This window comes from Streptomyces sp. NPDC001222, assembly GCF_042896945.1.
Classification (GTDB): Bacteria; Actinomycetota; Actinomycetes; order Streptomycetales; family Streptomycetaceae; genus Streptomyces; species Streptomyces gibsoniae.
In genome coordinates, this window is sequence record NZ_JBIAXT010000007.1 from 265,769 (window position 1) to 282,364 (window position 16,596).

General features: G+C 70.8%; 13 protein-coding genes, 2 tRNA genes and 2 pseudogenes. 10 read left to right on the plus strand and 7 right to left on the minus strand.

Annotated features, from left to right (window positions below):
* Positions 1-222: 222 nt before the first annotated feature.
* From ACFY2Z_RS13375 to ACFY2Z_RS13395, 5 genes are all read left to right on the plus strand, one after another.
* Positions 223-1,308 (plus strand): bifunctional MaoC family dehydratase N-terminal/OB-fold nucleic acid binding domain-containing protein, encoded by a 1,086-nt coding sequence (locus ACFY2Z_RS13375; protein WP_390744293.1) that lies wholly within the window; start codon positions 223-225, stop codon positions 1,306-1,308.
* Between the two features lie 8 nt (positions 1,309-1,316).
* On the plus strand, positions 1,317-1,742 hold the full coding sequence (locus ACFY2Z_RS13380) for a MaoC/PaaZ C-terminal domain-containing protein (protein ID WP_390744294.1): 426 nt from the start codon (positions 1,317-1,319) through the stop codon (positions 1,740-1,742).
* Positions 1,739-2,905: a lipid-transfer protein gene (locus tag ACFY2Z_RS13385; protein WP_390744295.1), complete on the plus strand. Its 1,167-nt coding sequence runs from the start codon at positions 1,739-1,741 to the stop codon at positions 2,903-2,905. The genes ACFY2Z_RS13380 and ACFY2Z_RS13385 overlap by 4 nt, the downstream gene beginning before the upstream one ends.
* A 151-nt stretch (positions 2,906-3,056) precedes the next feature.
* The gene (locus ACFY2Z_RS13390; protein ID WP_390744296.1) at positions 3,057-3,620 is read left to right on the plus strand and encodes a SigE family RNA polymerase sigma factor; all 564 of its coding nucleotides are present in this window, start codon (positions 3,057-3,059) and stop codon (positions 3,618-3,620) included.
* Between the two features lie 89 nt (positions 3,621-3,709).
* Positions 3,710-5,386, plus strand: a complete 1,677-nt coding sequence (locus tag ACFY2Z_RS13395) for a long-chain fatty acid--CoA ligase (RefSeq protein WP_390744297.1) — start codon at positions 3,710-3,712, stop codon at positions 5,384-5,386.
* Positions 5,387-5,539: 153 nt separating this feature from the next.
* On the opposite strand, the gene ACFY2Z_RS13400 is transcribed toward ACFY2Z_RS13395, so the two are convergent.
* A complete protein-coding gene (locus ACFY2Z_RS13400; RefSeq protein ID WP_390744298.1) occupies positions 5,540-9,682 on the minus strand; it encodes a PAS domain-containing protein in 4,143 nt (1,380 codons plus the stop codon).
* Between the two features lie 188 nt (positions 9,683-9,870).
* Positions 9,871-10,350 (minus strand): SSI family serine proteinase inhibitor, encoded by a 480-nt coding sequence (locus ACFY2Z_RS13405; protein ID WP_390744299.1) that lies wholly within the window; start codon positions 10,348-10,350, stop codon positions 9,871-9,873.
* Between the two features lie 352 nt (positions 10,351-10,702).
* On the opposite strand from ACFY2Z_RS13405, the gene ACFY2Z_RS13410 reads away from it, so the two are divergent.
* Positions 10,703-10,793: transfer RNA gene (locus ACFY2Z_RS13410), tRNA-Ser, on the plus strand.
* Between the two features lie 228 nt (positions 10,794-11,021).
* A tRNA-Arg gene (locus tag ACFY2Z_RS13415) sits at positions 11,022-11,094 on the plus strand.
* Between the two features lie 77 nt (positions 11,095-11,171).
* On the opposite strand, the pseudogene ACFY2Z_RS13420 reads toward ACFY2Z_RS13415, so the two are convergent.
* The 4 genes and pseudogenes from ACFY2Z_RS13420 to ACFY2Z_RS13435 all read right to left on the minus strand — a co-directional run.
* A pseudogene (locus tag ACFY2Z_RS13420) lies at positions 11,172-12,293 on the minus strand (tyrosine-type recombinase/integrase); the annotation flags it as partial.
* Positions 12,293-12,496 (minus strand): annotated as a pseudogene (locus ACFY2Z_RS13425) (DUF2637 domain-containing protein); the annotation flags it as partial. The pseudogenes ACFY2Z_RS13425 and ACFY2Z_RS13420, both read right to left, overlap by 1 nt.
* Before the next feature lie 81 nt (positions 12,497-12,577).
* Positions 12,578-12,778 (minus strand): hypothetical protein, encoded by a 201-nt coding sequence (locus ACFY2Z_RS13430; RefSeq protein ID WP_390744300.1) that lies wholly within the window; start codon positions 12,776-12,778, stop codon positions 12,578-12,580.
* A 2-nt stretch (positions 12,779-12,780) separates the two neighbouring features.
* Positions 12,781-13,026, minus strand: a complete 246-nt coding sequence (locus ACFY2Z_RS13435; RefSeq protein ID WP_390744301.1) for a hypothetical protein — start codon at positions 13,024-13,026, stop codon at positions 12,781-12,783.
* On the opposite strand from ACFY2Z_RS13435, the gene ACFY2Z_RS13440 reads away from it, so the two are divergent.
* Together ACFY2Z_RS13440 and ACFY2Z_RS13445 are read left to right on the plus strand one after the other, a co-directional pair.
* Positions 13,021-13,209, plus strand: coding sequence for a hypothetical protein (locus ACFY2Z_RS13440; RefSeq protein ID WP_390744302.1), 189 nt, complete (start codon positions 13,021-13,023; stop codon positions 13,207-13,209). The genes ACFY2Z_RS13435 and ACFY2Z_RS13440 overlap by 6 nt on opposite strands.
* 48 nt (positions 13,210-13,257) lie before the next feature.
* Positions 13,258-13,728 (plus strand): NUDIX hydrolase, encoded by a 471-nt coding sequence (locus ACFY2Z_RS13445; protein ID WP_390744303.1) that lies wholly within the window; start codon positions 13,258-13,260, stop codon positions 13,726-13,728.
* Here ACFY2Z_RS13445 and ACFY2Z_RS13450 read toward each other — a convergent pair.
* Positions 13,716-14,285 carry an HDIG domain-containing metalloprotein gene (locus ACFY2Z_RS13450; protein ID WP_390744304.1) on the minus strand — a complete coding sequence of 190 codons (570 nt, stop codon included), beginning with the start codon at positions 14,283-14,285 and terminating at the stop codon, positions 13,716-13,718. The genes ACFY2Z_RS13445 and ACFY2Z_RS13450 overlap by 13 nt on opposite strands.
* A gap of 1,458 nt (positions 14,286-15,743) precedes the next feature.
* Between ACFY2Z_RS13450 and ACFY2Z_RS13455 the strand changes: the two genes are divergently transcribed.
* Positions 15,744-16,331 carry an SDR family NAD(P)-dependent oxidoreductase gene (locus ACFY2Z_RS13455; protein ID WP_390744305.1) on the plus strand — a complete coding sequence of 196 codons (588 nt, stop codon included), beginning with the start codon at positions 15,744-15,746 and terminating at the stop codon, positions 16,329-16,331.
* Positions 16,332-16,596 lie beyond the last annotated feature (265 nt).

The following is a 16,596-nucleotide window of genomic DNA, read 5'->3' on the forward strand; positions in this document are numbered from 1 at the left end:
CGGGGGGCCGGCGCGCCGTCGTCGGTCCTGATTCCGTCTGTGTGCTTTCAGGGGTCATCACGCGTCCGCGCGGCGGTACTTCGGTGCCGCCGCGCGGACGTTTTCGACATCCACGCGCGCGTACCCGTCTTCCTGGCCGGTGTGCCCGTCCGCCTTGACAGTCGACCGGAGCTGACGGACAGTCAGAAAGGCTTGCTCCGGGACGCTCCGGGATGTTCCGGGATGCTCCGGGGAGAGGGGGAGCCGATGGGCGACGGGGGCGAGGGTGCGTTCGCAGCGCGGCTGAAGGCGTACGAGGGCGGGCCGGCCGCGGTCGCGGGCGTCGGCAAGGACCGTGTCAACGCGCCCATGATCCGGCACTGGTGCGAGGCGATGGGCGACACCAACCCCGCCTACACCGGCCCGGACGCCATCGCCCCGCCCACCATGCTCCAGGCGTGGACGATGGGCGGTCTCAGCGGGCACACGGGACGCACCGGGGCGTACGACGAGCTGCTCGGACTGCTCGACGAGGCCGGTTGCACCTCGGTCGTCGCCACGGACTGCGAACAGGAGTATCTGCGCCCGCTGCGGCCCGGCGACGAGGTCACCTTCGACGCGCTGATCGAGTCGGTCTCCGACCGGAAGCGGACGAGACTCGGCGCCGGGTACTTCGTGACGACGCGGATGGATGTACGGGTGGACGGGGAGCGGGTGGGGACCCACCGGTTCCGCATCCTCAAGTACGCACCGGCGCGGCACTTGACCGCGAAGGAGGCGACCGCGAAGGAGGCGACCGCGAAGGAGACGCCCGCGAAGGAGGCGACCGCGACGGAGGCGACCGCGACGGAGGCGGCCACGAAGGACGCGCCCGCGCAGGACTTGCCCACAAGGCGCCCGCCCGCCCCCGACAGCCCCGCCCACCGAAGGCCCCGCCCAGTCATCAACCGGGACAACGCCGGGTTCTGGGAGGGCGTGGCCCGGCACCGGCTGCTGTTCCAGCGGTGCACCGCGTGCGACACTCCCCGCTTCCCCTGGCTGCCGGGGTGCCACGCCTGCGGCTCCCCCGAGTGGGACACGGTCGAGGCGGCCGGGGCCGGGACGGTCCACTCGTACGTGGTCATGCACCATCCGCCCTTCCCGGCCTTCTCCCCTCCCTACGCGGTCGGCCTGATCGAGCTGGCGGAGGGCGTGCGGATCGTCAGCAATGTGATCGGGGTGCCGTACGACAAGGTGCGGATCGGCATGCCGGTCCGCCTGGAATTCGTCCGGTACGACGACGAGTTGGAGCTCCCGGTGTTCCGGGCCCAGGACGGGAACGGGGGCTGATCTCCGCCATGGACGGCGAACTCGAACCGGACGCGCAGCTTCGGCCGGGAACGCGGCTGCCACCGCTCACGATCGAGATCACGCGCACGCTGATCGTGGCCGGGGCGATCGCCTCCCGTGACTACCAGGACGTGCACCACGACGCGGAGCTGGCCCGCCGAAAGGGCTCCCCCGACGTCTTCATGAACATCCTGACCACGAACGGTCTGGTCGGGCGGTATGTCACGGACCACTTCGGTCCGGCGGCGGTCCTGCGCAGGGTCGCCGTCCGGCTCGGCGCGCCCAACTATCCGGGGGACACCATGGTGCTGACCGGCACGGTCGAGGAGGTCGACGAGGACACCGCGACGGTGCGGGTGGTCGGGGACAACGGCATCGGCCGGCACGTCACCGGCACGGTCATCGTCACCCTCCCGGGCGGGGGCGCCCGATGAGCGCCCGGACGAGGGACGCACTCGGCGGACGGGCGGCGGTCGTCGGGATCGGCGCGACCGAGTTCTCCAAGGACTCCGGCCGCAGCGAGCTACGGCTCGCGACGGAGGCGGTACGGGCCGCGCTGGACGACGCGGGGCTGTCGCCCGCGGACGTCGACGGCATGGTCACGTTCACGATGGACACCAGCCCCGAGATCACCGTGGCCCAGGCGGCCGGGATCGGTGAGCTGTCCTTCTTCTCGCGGATCCACTACGGGGGCGGGGCCGCGTGCGCGACGGTCCAGCAGGCCGCGCTCGCGGTGGCGACCGGGGTGGCCGAGGTCGTGGTCTGCTACCGCGCGTTCAACGAACGCTCCGGCCGTCGCTTCGGCGCCGGGGTGCAGCACCGGGAGCCGTCGGCGGAGGGGGCGGCGCTGGGCTGGTCGCTGCCGTTCGGGCTGCTCACCCCGGCGTCCTGGGTGGCGATGGCGGCCCAGCGCTACCTGTACGTCCACGGGCTGACCCCGGAGGCGTTCGGCCAGGTGGCCGTGGTGGACCGCCGCCACGCGGCGACGAACCCGGCGGCGTACTTCCACGGCCGGCCCATCACCCTCGCCGACCACGCGGCCTCCCGCTGGATCGTGGAGCCGCTGAGGCTGCTCGACTGCTGCCAGGAGACGGACGGCGGTCAGGCACTGGTGGTCACCTCTGTCGAGCGGGCACGCGACCTGCCGCACCCGCCCGCGGTGATCACGGCCGCCGCGCAGGGCGCGGGCCGCGCCCAGGAGCAGATGACGAGCTTCTACCGGGACGACCTGACCGGGCTGCCGGAGATGGGCGTGGTGGCCCGACAGCTGTGGCGGACGTCGGACCTGGAGCCCGCGGACATCGACGTGGCCATCCTCTACGACCACTTCACGCCGTTCGTGCTGATGCAGCTGGAGGAGTTCGGGTTCTGCGCACCGGGCGCGGCGGCGGACTTCGTGGCCTCGGGAACGCTGCCGCTCAACACCCATGGAGGGCAGCTGGGAGAGGCGTATCTGCACGGGATGAACGGCATCGCGGAGGCCGTGCGCCAGCTGCGCGGCACCGCGGTGAACCAGATCCCCGGTGCCACCCGCACCCTGGTCACCGCGGGTACCGGGGTCCCCACCTCCGGTCTGATCCTGACGGCGGACGGCTGAGGCGTCCCTCAGGGGCGAACCCTCAGACGCGGGCACCGGCTCGTCCACCTTCAGGAGGTGTGGATGACCCCCCGCATACAACCTGAGGGGGAGACGGCTTCGGGACCTGCGGCCGATCCGCCGCACGGGGTGTCGAACCTAGCGTGGAGCCATGACCACACCCGTCTGCACCAGCGCTCCGAACGCCGCTGCATCGGCGAGGCAGACCCTTCCCTATCCGTCGTTCTCCTCGTACGTCCAGGCACGCCAGCCGGTGCTGCTCCGTACCGCCCGGTCGCTGACCGCGAACCCGAGCGATGCGGAGGACCTGCTGCAGACCGCCCTCGCCAAGACCTATGCCGCATGGGAGCGGATCGAGGACCACCGGGCGCTCGACGGGTATGTGCGCCGCGCACTGCTCAACACGCGGACCTCGCAGTGGCGCAAGCGTAAGGTCGACGAGTTCGTCTGCGACGAGCTGCCCGAGCCGGAGGGGATGCCCGTCACGGACCCGGCCGAGGAACAGGCGCTGCACGACGCCATGTGGCGGGCGATCATGAAGCTTCCGGCACGTCAGCGGGCCATGGTCGTCCTGCGGTACTACGAGGACCTGAGCGAGGCCCAGACGGCCGAGGTGCTCGGTGTCTCCATCGGCACGGTGAAGTCCGCGGTGTCCAGGGCCCTGGGCAAGCTCCGCGAGGACCCTGAACTGGAGCCGGTGCGTTGGGCGTCATGACCGGAACCTGATCGATCATGCCGGGGAGTAGTGACATACCACGTGGTATGTGCGCAGAATCAGCGGAACCCCCTACCACCGCGTAGGCAATGCCGCCCCGGGAGGACGCCGTGCAGAGCACGATGCAGGACGTACCGCTGCTGATCTCGAGGATCCTGACCCACGGGTCGACGGTCCACGGGTCGTCTCAGGTGACCACCTGGACCGGTGAGGGTGAACCACACCGCCGCTCCTACGCCGAGATCGGCGCCCGCGCGGCCCAGTTGGCCCACGCCCTGCGCGAGGACATCGGCGTCCGGGACGACGACCGGGTCGCGACCCTCATGTGGAACAACGCCGAGCACGTCGAGGCGTATTTCGCGATCCCCTCCATGGGCGCCGTCCTTCACACCCTCAACCTGCGCCTGCCGGCGGAGCAGTTGGTGTGGATCGCCAACCACGCCGCCGATCGGGTCGTCATCGTCAACGGCTCCCTCCTGCCGCTGCTCGCCCCGCTGCTGCCGCATCTGAAGACCGTCGAGCATGTGATCGTGTCCGGCCCGGGAGACCGTTCGCTGCTCGCCGACGTCTCCGCCCAGGTGTACGAGTACGAGGACCTCCTCGCCGGCAAGCCGACCACCTACGACTGGCCGGAGCTGGACGAACGCCAGGCCGCCGCCATGTGCTACACCTCCGGCACCACCGGCGACCCCAAGGGCGTGCTCTACTCCCACCGGTCCGTCTACCTGCACTCCATGCAGTGCAACATGGCCCAGTCGCTGGGTCTGACCGACGAGGACACCGCGCTCGTCGTGGTCCCGCAGTTCCACGTCAACGCCTGGGGTCTGCCGCACGCCACCTTCATGACCGGCGTCCACCTGCTCATGCCGGACCGTTTCCTGCAGCCCGCGCCGCTCGCCGAGATGATCGAGAAGGAGCGGCCGACCTACGCCGCCGCCGTCCCCACCATCTGGCAGGGTCTGCTCGCCGAGCTGACCGCCCGGCCCCGGGACGTCGCCTCCCTCGGCCATGTCACCATCGGCGGCTCGGCCTGTCCGCCCTCGCTCATGGCGGCCTTCGACAAGCTCGGCATGCGCGTCATCCACGCCTGGGGCATGACCGAGACCTCCCCGCTCGGCACGGTGGCCCGACCGCCCGCCCATGTGCTGGGCACGGAGGAGGAGTTCGCCTACCGGCTCACCCAGGGGCGCTTCCCGGCCGGCGTCGAGGCCCGTCTCACCGGCCCCGGCGGGGAGCGGCTCCCCTGGGACGGCGAGTCCGCGGGCGAGCTGGAGGTGCGCGGACCGTGGATCGCGGGCGCGTACTACAACGGCGCCGACGCCGAGCCCTTGCGCCCCGACGACAAGTTCAGCGAGGACGGCTGGCTCAAGACCGGGGACGTCGGCACCATCGACCGCGACGGCTACCTCACCCTCACCGACCGGGCCAAGGACGTCATCAAGTCCGGCGGCGAGTGGATCTCCTCGGTCGACCTGGAGAACGCGCTGATGTCCCACCCGGATGTCACCGAGGCCACCGTGGTCGCCGTGCCCGACGACAAGTGGGGTGAGCGTCCGCTGGCGATCGTCGTGCTGCAGGAGGGCTCCACCGCGGACTTCAGCACCCTGCGGACCTTCCTCGCCGAGGAGGCGAGGATCGCCAAGTGGCAGCTCCCGGAGCGCTGGACGATCCTCGGGACCGTGCCCAAGACGAGTGTCGGCAAGTTCGACAAGAAGCTGTTGCGTCGGCAGTACGCGGCGGGCGAGCTGGACGTCACGCACATCTAGGGCCGCACGCAGGCTCGTTGAATGCGTGTGGGGCGCTGTTTCACGTGAAACAGCGCCCCACACGACGTATGAACCGTTAAGTCCCTTTCGGGACGCCTCGATTGACGCCGATCAGTTGGTACCGATCATTTGATGCCGATCAGTTGGTGCCGATCAGTTGGTGCCGATCCGCGCCAGCAGATCCACGATCCGGTCCTGCACCTCGGGGCTCGTCGAGCGCTCCGCCAGGAACAGGACCGTCTCCCCCGAAACCAGCCGGGGCAGCTCGGCCTGGTCCACGGCCGCGGTGTAGACGACGAGCGGGGTGCGGTTGAGCAGGTTGTTCGCGCGCAGCCAGTCGACCACCCCGGCCTGCCGGCGGTGCATCTGCATCAGATCCATCACCACCAGGTTCGGCCGCATCTGCGCCGCCAGGGTGACCGCGTCCGCGTCCGACGCGGCCCGCGCGACCTGCATGCCTCGCCGCTCCAGGGTCGCCGTCATGGCCAGCGCGATCTCCGCGTGCTCCTCGATGAGCAGTACCCGCGGCGGGTGCTGCTCGGAGTCGCGCGGGGCGAGGGCCTTCAGGAGCACGGCCGGGTCGGCGCCGTACGCCGCCTCACGCGTCGCCTGTCCGAGCCCCGCCGTGACGAGCACGGGGACCTCGGCGGCCACCGCCGCCTGGCGCAGGGACTGGAGTGCGGTCCGTGTGATCGGGCCGGTGAGGGGATCGACGAAGAGCGCGGCCGGGAAGGCGGCGATCTGCGCATCGACCTCCTCACGGGAGTTGACGATGACGGGCCGGTAGCCGCGGTCGCTCAGCGCCTGCTGGGTCGTCACGTCCGGCGCGGGCCACACGAGCAGCCGACGCGGGTTGTCGAGCGGCTCCGGGGGCAGCTCGTCGTCCATCGGCCGTGACTGGGGCTGGTCGGCGATCTCCACGGCGCCACCGGGACCGTCCAGCGGCTCGGGCCCCTCGGCGGCGTTCACGTCCGGAGCCCCTATGGCGTACGAGCGCCCGTTGCCCTCGGTGGTGCCGGCCAGGCGCGACTGCCCGGCCGACGAGGGCTGCGACGGGAGCGGAGCCGTGGCGGACTGGGGATGCGGACGCGCCGTCTTCTCCGGGCGCTCGCCCGCGGGCTCCGGAGGCGTGCCGAGCTTGCGACGACGACCCGAACCGTTCGACGCGTGCGGCGGTGGCGTGGACGACTGGGGGCGGGGCTGGGCCGTCCCCTGACGCGCGAAGGGCACGCCCTGTCCGAGCGTCCGTACGCTGATCGCCCGCCCCTGCGTCGAGTTGGAGTCCATGGATGCGGCGGACTCGGCCGGCAGCGGCTGGGCGGCCCGCGGCTGGGCGGCGCGCTCCGGAGGCAGCGGCGTACCCGCCGACGGCGTGGGCTGTGGCAGCGGGATCCCGGCCCCGGAGGTCTCGCCCGAGCCGGACCAGGCCCCCGGCGGGGCGGTCCGCGGAGGCACCGGGGTCCCGGGCGCGGGCGTGGCCTGGGCGGGCACCACCGGCTGCGCCTGTGCCGCGGGCCGCGGAGCGACGGAAGGCTGACCGGGGACGGGCTGACCGGGGACGGGCTGACCGGCTGCGGCGGCGGGGGCCGGCCGACCCGCCACGGCGGGCAGGCGCTGGTCACCGGCGCCGGACCTGTCCCCTCCCGCCTGGCCTGGAAGGGGCTGCGCCGGGAGCCCCTGCGGGGGCACGGCCGGCGGAGGCGCCGCGGGCAGGCCGGGGACCGGGACGGGCTGGGGGACCTCGGGTGCGGGGCCGCCCGGTACGGGCACACCTTGGGCAGGCACGGTGCCGGTGGCGTCCGGCTGCTGCCCGGGCGCGGCGGCCGGACGGGCGCGGCGGCGGCCCGTGGGCGCGGCGACCGGGTGCGGCTGCGGCGGAGTGTGGTCGTCGGCCGTGTCGTGCGCCACCGCGTCATGGCGGCTGTCGTCCGCAGGGCCGGGAGCGGGAACGAGAGCGGCGGGGGTGGGCTGCTCCGGAGTGCGGTCCGCCTCGGCCGGCGGCAGTGCGAACACGGGCCGGGGACCGGAATCCGCCGCGGCGGCCCGCTCGTTCGCGGCGGCCAGAGCACGCCGACGGCGTCCGGCCGCCGTGTCTGCGGCACCGGAGTCCTGGGGGGACGACGCATCGAGGGCCGCGGGCAGCGCCGGCGGCAGCGCCTGCGGCTCGGTGTCCCGGCGGGCGCGACGGCCGGTGGACACCGGCACCCCCTGCGGCGGTACGGCCTCGCCCAGTCCGCTGGCCGACGCGGGGGTTCCGGCGGCATGCTCCGCCGCGGTCACCACCGAGCCCTCGGAAACACCCTCGGCGGGACTCGGCCGCCCGCGCCGCCGTCCCGTGCCACCGGAGGCCGGGGCGTCCACCGCGTTCTCGCTCTCGGCGGTCTGTGCCGGAGCCGGCGCCTCGGCGGCCTGCTCCGCCGCCGCACGCCGCCTGCGCCGCCCGGTGGGCGCCGCGGCCGGCTCGGAGGACGCGGCCGACGCGGCGCCGACCTCGCTCTCCAGGAACGCGTCCACGGACGACCGGCGGGCCCGCCGCCGGCCGCCGCTCTGCTGGGCGTGCTGCTGCTCCGGCTGCGCGCTCTCGCCGCCGGGTTCCAGCACGGCCATCGTCACCGGCGGAGGCGTGACCGTCCCGGCGCCGCCGCCGAGCGGCACCTCGAGCACATACGCGCTGCCGCTCATCCCCGGCACCTCGTGCGTCTGCAGCACCCCGCCGTGCGCGCGCACGATCCCGGCGACGATCGGCTGGTGCACCGGGTCTCCCCCGGCGTACGGGCCGCGCACCTCGATGCGTACGACCTCGCCGCGCTGCGCGGCCGCCACGACGACTGTGTTGTCCAGGTAACCGCCCGCCGAGACGGGCGCGTTGCCCGTGGCGTCGACGCCGGCCACATCCGCGACGAGATGCGCGAGCGCCTGGGCGAGCCGCTGGGGATCGACCTCGGCCTCGATGGGCGGGGCGTGGACGGCGAACTGCACCCGTCCGGGCCCGATCAGTTCGACGGCGCCGTCGACACCGGCGGCGACGACCGCGTCGAGCATGACGGTCGTCCGTACGAGCTGGTCGTCGCCCGCGTCCAGCTGCTGGTAGCCGAGCACGTTGTCGACGAGCGTGGTGATCCGCGAGTAGCCGGCCGCGAGGTGGTGGAGCACCTGGTTGGCCTCGGGCCACAGCTGTCCGGCGTCGTCCGCGGCGAGCTTGGACAGCTCGCCGCGCAGTTCGTCGAGGGGGCCGCGCAGCGACTGGCCGAGCACGGCGAGCAGTTGGTCGTGCCGGGCGCCCAGGGCCTCGAAGCGGTCCTTCTCGCGCTCGCCGAGCGCGGCGTAGCGCTCCTCGCCGGCCGCGATCTCCTCCGCGTGCCGCTCGCGCACCTCGGTGAGCTCGGCGGAGTGCTCCTCGCGCAGCCGCGCGAGCTCCTCCTCGTGCTCCTTGGTGATCCGCTCCAGCTCCTGCTGGTGCTGCCGGTCCGCCTCCTCCTTCTCCGCGGCGAGCGCGTCGAAGGGGCGCCGGTCGGTGAACGTCATCACGGCGCCGACGATCTGGTCACCGTCGCGCACCGGCGAGGTCGTCAGGTCGACCGGCACCTTGTTCCCGGACTTCGACCACAGCACCTGCCCGCGCACCCGGTGCTTGCGCCCGGAGCGCAGGGTGTCGTGCAGCGGCGACTCCGTGTACGGGAAGGGGCCACCGTCCTCGCGCGAGTGCAGGACGAGGGTGTGCAGCTCCTTGCCGCCCAGATCGCTGGCCCGGTAGCCGAGGATCTGGGCGGCGGCGGGATTGACGAGCACGATCCGCCCGTCGGTGTCCGTGCCCACCACGCCCTCGGCCGCGGCCCGCAGGATCATCTCGGTCTGCCGCTGGGAGCGGGCGAGTTCGGCCTCGGTGTCGACGGTGCCGGACAGATCACGGACGACGAGCATGAGCAGCTCGTCGCCGGTGTAGCCGTAGCCGTCGTAGGCCTGGCGGCCATCCTCCAGGTTGGCGCTCGTGACCTCGACGGGGAACTCGCTCCCGTCCGTGCGCCGCGCGATCATCCGCGTCGGCTTGGTGCGTCCGTGCGTGTCCGTGGAGTCCGGGCGCCGCATGGACCCGGGGATCAGCCGCGAGTCGAACTCCGGCAGCAGGTCGAGCAGCCCGCGCCCGACCAGGGCGGTACCGGGCGTCTCGAAGGCCTCCAGGGCGATGGTGTTGGCGTTGACGACCGTTCCGTTGGCGTTGACCAGCACCAATGCGTCGGGAAGCGCGTCCAGTATGGCAGCGAGGCGAGCAGCGCCTCGGGATGGCCTGCTGCTCACGAGACGATTCCTCCCTGTTACCGCACCTTGCCCACCGCGGAGGCCATCTTGCCAACCGGCCCGCGGCGTGTCACGCGAGGGAGTCTACGGGCACCGGCCCGGCGTGCGGCGCCGGATGAGAGGGAGGTCGCACGCGGAAGTGACGCAGAAGCTGTGACCGCGCAGGTCGTCGCGCGAAACCCCCGAGATCAGCTCGGACGCATCCCGGCGCCGACTGTGGCCGAGTGGTGCTCGTCCTGCGCACGCACCACCGGCAGCAGGGGCACGAGGCTGTCCCAGCGGGCCACCTGGCAGCCGTCGCGGCGGTCGTAGCGCGCGTCGACCGGCCGGCCGGCCCAGGTCCCGGAGATACGCGCCGTGGCCGGGCCGCCGTACTGCATCGTGCACAGGGCGCGCGGCGGCACCGGGGCGAAGGGGTCGCGGCCCCAGACGGTGCGCCGGTCGAGCGCGGAGCACGCGGCGGCGGGGCTCGGGTGAGTGCCGTGCGACGGGTGGCAGCGCAGCACGTACGTCCCGTCGGCGCGCCCGGCGTTCCGGACGGTGATCACGAGCTGGTCGCCGCGGGGCAGGGGCGGGGTGCCGGAGGCGTTCGCCGGTGCGGTCGCCGCGACGGCGGCGAGAACGGCGACGGCCCCGAGGAGCACGGCACGCGAGGAGAACTGGAGCATGGCCTGACTAACGGTGGCGGAGCGGGACGGTTTCGGATGTGACCCGAGTGGCGGAGGTGGCTCCCGTGGCGAACCGGGGGCGCCTCGACGGTGATCGCGAGGACACTCCGGCCGGAGAGATCCATCTGGGGAGATTCGCTTGGGGAGATCCCCGGAAATCCCGGCGGAACGGTCAGGAACCGCCCCCGTCGTCCCCCCGGTGCCACCCTCGAAGGATCCCGCCCCGGATCAGCGGCCCTGTGCTTTGCCCTGTGGCCTTCCTGCCTAGTACCGTGGGGGGCGATTGGTGACAGCCCACTCGGCTGTGTCATCATCTGCACGCACCATTCGCGCTCGCGCGGACGGTTGTGCTGGAGGCGTCGCCTAGTCCGGTCTATGGCGCCGCACTGCTAATGCGGTTTGGGCCTTAAAGCCCATCGAGGGTTCAAATCCCTCCGCCTCCGCACCTCATCCCGAAGCCCCGGTCCCCGTGACCGGGGCTTCGGCGTTCCCGGGCCCGGAGCCTCAGCGCCCCCCGGCTCACTGCCTCCCTGCCCGCCCGCAGGGCGTTTCCGCAGGTCACAAGGGGTGTGCCTAATGGATTTCACATGGCGGCGGCAGTCATGTAATGTTCTTCCTGTCGCCGCGAGCGGGCCGGAAGGGCCGGGAGCAAAGACAAAAACAGAAAACAAGCACTCGTAGCTTAACGGATAGAGCATCTGACTACGGATCAGAAGGTTGCAGGTTCGAATCCTGCCGAGTGCGCACAGGTCAGAGGCCCCGGAGAGATCCGGGGCCTCTGACGTTTCAGGGTCGTACAGCAGCGAAGTACAGCAACCGCATCAACCGCTACCGCCCATGGCGTCGGACAGCTTGCCGATCGCGGCGCGCACCTCTTCCTCGCTCGCTTCGGCGTAGACCTCCATCGTCATGGCGATCTGCGAGTGGCGAAGGATCCGCTGCGCCACCTTCGGGTGCACCTTCAGCGCGACCAGGAGCGAGCTGCACGTGTGCCGGGTGTTCCGGAGCGGGATGACCCGGACACCGGCGCGGCGAGCCCGCAGGGCGAACATCCGGGTGAGGTTGCCCGGTTCGATCGGGGTGCCGTACTTCGTGGTGAAGATCAGATCACGGCTGCCCTGCCACAGCTCCCCGGCTGCCTTCCGGTCACCGATCTGCTGCGCCCGACGCATCCGGAGCGCCTTGAGACAGAGCGCCGGCACCGGAAGGAAGTCGTCGGACTCCTCGGTCTTGGTCTCGCGGTGCAGGATCTGCCGCCCGGCCCGCTGGATCTGGTGATCCACGTAGATCTCGCCGGTTTCGAAGTCCACCGACTTCCAGGTGAGCCCCAGGACTTCACCCCGACGCAGGCCGAGGCAGAGCACGAGCATCCAAGCGGCGAAGAGGTGATCGTCCCGAGCGGCACAGTCGGCGAGGAACCGTCCGGCTTCGGCGACCGACCACGGCTTGATCCTCTGGCGACGAGGCTTCGGGACCTTGACCAGGGAGGCTACGTTCTTGCCGATCTCCTCTTCGGCCACGGCGTGGCTGAGCGCGGCACGGAGGGCGTCACGGGCCGCCTGGACGACGCGCCGGGAGGGGAAGGTCTCGCAGCACTCGCCGATGGCGCAGCAGCGCCGCTGTTCGGGCCGACGCTTCGCATCCTTGCCCTGCGCGCAGCACTGGCACGTGGTGGCGAGCTTGTTGACCCACTCGCGCACGTCCCGGACCGTGAGCTTGTCGATCCTCTTCGTGCCGAGGTGGGGAGCGATGTACAGCCGCACCGAACCCTCATAGGAGACGTACGTCAGAGGTGCGAGATTCGGTTTCACGATCTCGTCGAGCCAGTACCCGAGGAACGCGGCGAGAGTGCGGTGCCGGGTGGCCACCGGCCCCTTCTTGGCTTCGGCGTGCAGCTTGATCCACTTGTCATGGACGTCTTCGCGTGTCTTGTCGTACACGTGCACCAGGCCAGCCGGGACGGTCCGTCGGCGCGGAGCCGTCGCCAGGCGGCGACCAGGAGCAGGTCCACCGAGATCGGGTAGGCCCAGGCTTTCCAGCCGGACTGTCCGGCCGCGGCGGCGAGGTCGTGGAGGTGGGCGAAGGACAGGGCTCCGGCGGTCACGGCCTGTACGAGAACGGCATCCGGGCGCAGTGCGGGGCGCATCACGGGGTCCTCCTTCCAGCAGGGTTGGGGGCAGGGGCGGGGCGGGGATCGGTGTCCGGCCGCCCCATCCCTGGCTGATGTTCAGTCGGTAGGGGCTTCGCCGGTGCCCCAGCAGGCCAGGCACAGGCCGGTCTGGTGGTCGCCGGTGATTCGGCTCTTGCGGGCGCCGACCCGGACGGCTTGGGTGATCTCGCCGTTGCCGTCGCAGTCCGGGCACTTCACCGGCTCAGGTTTCGGCGCAGCCGTCTTGCGGCGGGCGGTGGGCCGTTTCGTGGTGGCCACGGTCACGCCCCCTGACCGGGGTACTCGGGGCCGTCGTTGGGGTCGTAGCCGGGCGGGAAGACCAATTGGCGGAGAAGGCTATGGCCGGCGGGCAAGTTCGCGTCCTGCTCGGTGACCCCGAATCGCAGATGGTCCACCAGCGCGGCGAAGAGGAAGGCATCGGTGGCGATCTGGCCGCCCGTGCGCGGATCACTCGGCGGTACCTCGAACCGGCCATGACGACGCCGGGCGTCGAAGTCCGGTTGCATGACACGATCCTCTACAACTCGATCTACCGGTTCGACGACGACGTGTTGGTGAACCCGCACGTACTCGGCGCGCCCGGGGGGCAGAACCCGGTGCTGCACTTCCGCTACATCCCGGGGGCCCGGACGTTCCGGCACTACATGCGGAGCTTCGACTACGCGTGGGAGCGCGGGCGGCCCGAGTAGGCAGCCAGGACGCGTCATCCACCCGGCAGAGCGTGTAAGGCTTGGCCCATGGCCCGAGTCGACTACTTCAACGATCCGAACGCCCCCAAGGCGAACAGCATCGTTCCGTCCGTCACCGCAGTGGCGCTCAACGATGCCGGGGAAGTCCTGCTGATCCACAAGACGGACAACAACCTGTGGGCGCTCCCTGGCGGTGGCGTCGACGTCGGCGAGTCAGCCCCCGATGCCGCCGTACGTGAGACCAAGGAAGAGACCGGGTTCGACGTCGAGGTGGCGGGACTGGTCGGCATCTACACCAACCCAGCGCACGTCATGGCGTACGACGACGGCGAGGTGCGCCAACAGTTCTCGATCTGCTTCCGGGCGCGCATCGTCGGCGGCGAGCTGCGCACGAGCAGCGAGAGCAAGGAAGTAGCGTTCGTCCACCCCAACCAGCTGGACGACCTGAACATCCACCCGTCGATGCGGATGCGGATTGATCGCGGGCTGACTGATCGCTCCGATCCCTACATCGGCTGACCAGCGAGGCGGGAGCGCGTCCGCTCGACGGCGGCCCCGAGGTACGGACGCGCCTTGCTGATCGCGTTGTGCACCTCACTGCCCGCCTCGTACCGCACCAGGATCTCGTCAATGCGTTGATCGAAGTCGAAGGGCTGCCCGGCCGGACCAGTCGTCATGTCCGCATAGATCAACGCGTCGAGGACGGGAGAGTCCTCCCGCTCGTACACGTCCAGCTCGGCAGTCAGCCCACGCTGTTCAGCCTCGTAGGCGGCCCCCGAGTGATGGGCAACGAGGCGTACGAGCCGGGAGGGCGCCCCGAGACTTTCCAGATGGCGGGCACCATCGAGCGGGTGAAAACCCGTGTCTCGCAGCTCCGGGGCGTAGCCGATGTCGTGCAGCCAGGCGGCGGCGACGAGTAGATCACGATCCTCTTCGGACACAGCCGCGGATGCTTCGCTTGCACGAGCCGCCACCGCCTGAGTGTGCAGCCAGCGGTTCCCGAGCGGAGGCAAGAGCGACTCGGCCAGTTCAGCCGCGCCTTGAGGCGTGTCCAGTCCAGAGGGCGTAGACCGCACGGTAGCCCAGACGCGCGCGTAGCCGACACCCCGAGATCAGCGGCCCGGGGCATGGCGCGGTGAGAGTTTCCCTACTTCATCAAGCCCCGGCTGCGCTCCGCTCCGCCGGGCGCGCTTCCCGGCTCTGCTGCGGGCGACGCTCCTGCCTCCGGCCCGCTCCGCCCGCGCTGCGCCGACGCGCGCCCACATGTGGATAGGGCCCGAGGCCATGAGTCGATCACCGCATAATGCGGCCCGCGGTCAAGGCAATGCCTCCGGCGGGGGATCGGCCGGCACCGGGATGGAGGGGGCGCCGTTCCCGGATGCGGGTTCGTAGTGGCGTACGGGATGGGAGCTGGGGTCAGTGGTGGGTTGGGGTGGTGGTTCAGGCACCGTGCCAGATGCCGGGGGAACGGGGGGGAATCACGGTGAGCAGCGGGTCACTCAGCCCGACCCACCTCAGTCAGGCAAATCCGCAGATCAAGGCCCTGATCGCCTAACCTCGCTCCTAAAGCGGGGGGCGTCGGCATGGCGGGCGCACTGCTCGGACCCGTCTCGTGTGGGCGTTTGACCAGCGGTCATCGAGACTCAAGCCCAAACCCGATCCGCCGACCTACGTCGTCCTTTGGCTGCGTGGAATGAGCTGGACATACACACCGCCGAGAGCCAGCGACCATGGCAGACCGCGCGCCACAGTCTGACACCCTCCATCGAGCATCTGAGCCCGCACGCGGTCTGCCGCCTCTTTGAGCTTCACCCACGCCAGCTCATTAGAGCCAAAGGCCCGCCGTGAGCGCTCAACAGAGCCATCCAAGACTTCGGCGGCCGCCGTGACATCAGAGACTGTTTGTCCAGCGCTTCCAACCCCTTCGAGCGTCCACGACATCCACAGGCCCATGTGCCTACGATCGCATTACCGACGGGACACCAGTCGATGCGCCATGCGAACGTCTTTGCCACACCACGCCGGTCCTCTCAGCTTCCGCGTGCCCCCTGCGTGCCCGATCCGGTAGTACCAGACGGGGAACAGCGGGGAGTCACGGTGACTGTTCCGGGAACACGCAGGTCAGCGTCCTGCCAGGTCAGCCGTGATCCGGTTACGCGATCTTCCGAACTGGTGCTCCAGGACCTGAGTGCCGGCGCTTGACCGGGTCATTAAGACTCCACCGACCTTGTGGCCCCTGTCCGGGAGGAACTCATGGCAGAACCAACGACGCCGGACGGAGGCGTGCACCAGAGTTTCTGTCCGGCCGTCGCACCAGTCGACAGCGGTAGCCGGAGCGGACTTGGATCGAACTTACAAAGCAGTGGTCGTCTGCCGGTCCGCGCAGATCCTTTCCGTGGAGCACAGGCGGGCCGTCCGGTCGGGAGAGGTTCTGGGCCGTCCGAGTGGACCAGTTTGCCGCCGCCCATATCATCCGTATCTGGCCGCATAAGATCCCTTACCAGCCGTCTGTCCACCGGAAGGGGCCACGGATCGTGACCACGTCGATCATCGTCGGAGGAAGCGGCGGCCTGGGACGCGTTCTGGCGCGGCGATTCGCCGACCGCGGCGACACCGTCATCATCACCAGCCGCACACGGGAGCGCGCCGAGACCGTGGCCGCGGAAATCGCAGGGACCGTGCGGGGCCTGGCCGTTGACCTGTCGCGGCCGGAAACCATCGAGGGGGCGCTCGTCGACGTACCGGAAGCCGACAACCTGGTGATCACCGCGATCACGGAGGATTTCACCACTGTCGCGGACTTCGACATCGCCAAGGCCGTCCACGCCGTGACCACCAAACTGGTGGGGTACACGGAGACCGTGCGAGTCCTGCATGACCGGTTCACCCCCGGCGCCTCGGTCGTACTCTTCGGCGGCCTGGCCAAAGAACGCCCCTACCCCGGCTCCACCATCGTGACCGCCATCAACGCAGGTATCACCGGACTGGTGAAGACCCTCGCAGTGCAGATTGCGCCCCATCGCGTCAATGCCATTCACCCGGGCATGGTGGGCGACCATCCGAGGTGGCGCGACGTACCCGAGAACCCCAAGTATCACGTACCCCCATCGGGCGGCTCGTGACGATGGCGGAGGTCGCCGACGCCACCGACTTCCTCCTCCAAAACAGCGGCGTCAACGCCCAGGACCTGTTCGTCGACGGCGGAGTACGCGTCACCTGATACGAGTGCCGCATGTGGTCGCGCCCGCCAAGGCACAACCGATGCGAGCTCGCTCACGCTCGCCCACTGTACCGATGCCAGCGTCTTAGTTAGAGCCGCATCTCGGAGGAACCCCAGGGAGCTGGTAAACCAGCGCACCGGATTAGTGCTGGCCCCAATGACACAGG

Excerpts from the sequence above, each read along its gene's own strand:
- ACFY2Z_RS13375 (WP_390744293.1), top strand. The coding sequence starts at position 223 with ATGCTCCGGGGAGAGGGGGAGCCGATGGGCGACGGGGGCGAGGGTGCG.
- ACFY2Z_RS13380 (WP_390744294.1), top strand. The coding sequence starts at position 1,317 with ATGGACGGCGAACTCGAACCGGACGCGCAGCTTCGGCCGGGAACGCGG.
- ACFY2Z_RS13385 (WP_390744295.1), top strand. The coding sequence starts at position 1,739 with ATGAGCGCCCGGACGAGGGACGCACTCGGCGGACGGGCGGCGGTCGTC.
- ACFY2Z_RS13390 (WP_390744296.1), top strand. The coding sequence starts at position 3,057 with ATGACCACACCCGTCTGCACCAGCGCTCCGAACGCCGCTGCATCGGCG.
- ACFY2Z_RS13395 (WP_390744297.1), top strand. The coding sequence starts at position 3,710 with ATGCCGCCCCGGGAGGACGCCGTGCAGAGCACGATGCAGGACGTACCG.
- ACFY2Z_RS13405 (WP_390744299.1), bottom strand. The coding sequence starts at position 10,350 with ATGCTCCAGTTCTCCTCGCGTGCCGTGCTCCTCGGGGCCGTCGCCGTT.
- ACFY2Z_RS13435 (WP_390744301.1), bottom strand. The coding sequence starts at position 13,026 with ATGCAACCGGACTTCGACGCCCGGCGTCGTCATGGCCGGTTCGAGGTA.
- ACFY2Z_RS13445 (WP_390744303.1), top strand. The coding sequence starts at position 13,258 with ATGGCCCGAGTCGACTACTTCAACGATCCGAACGCCCCCAAGGCGAAC.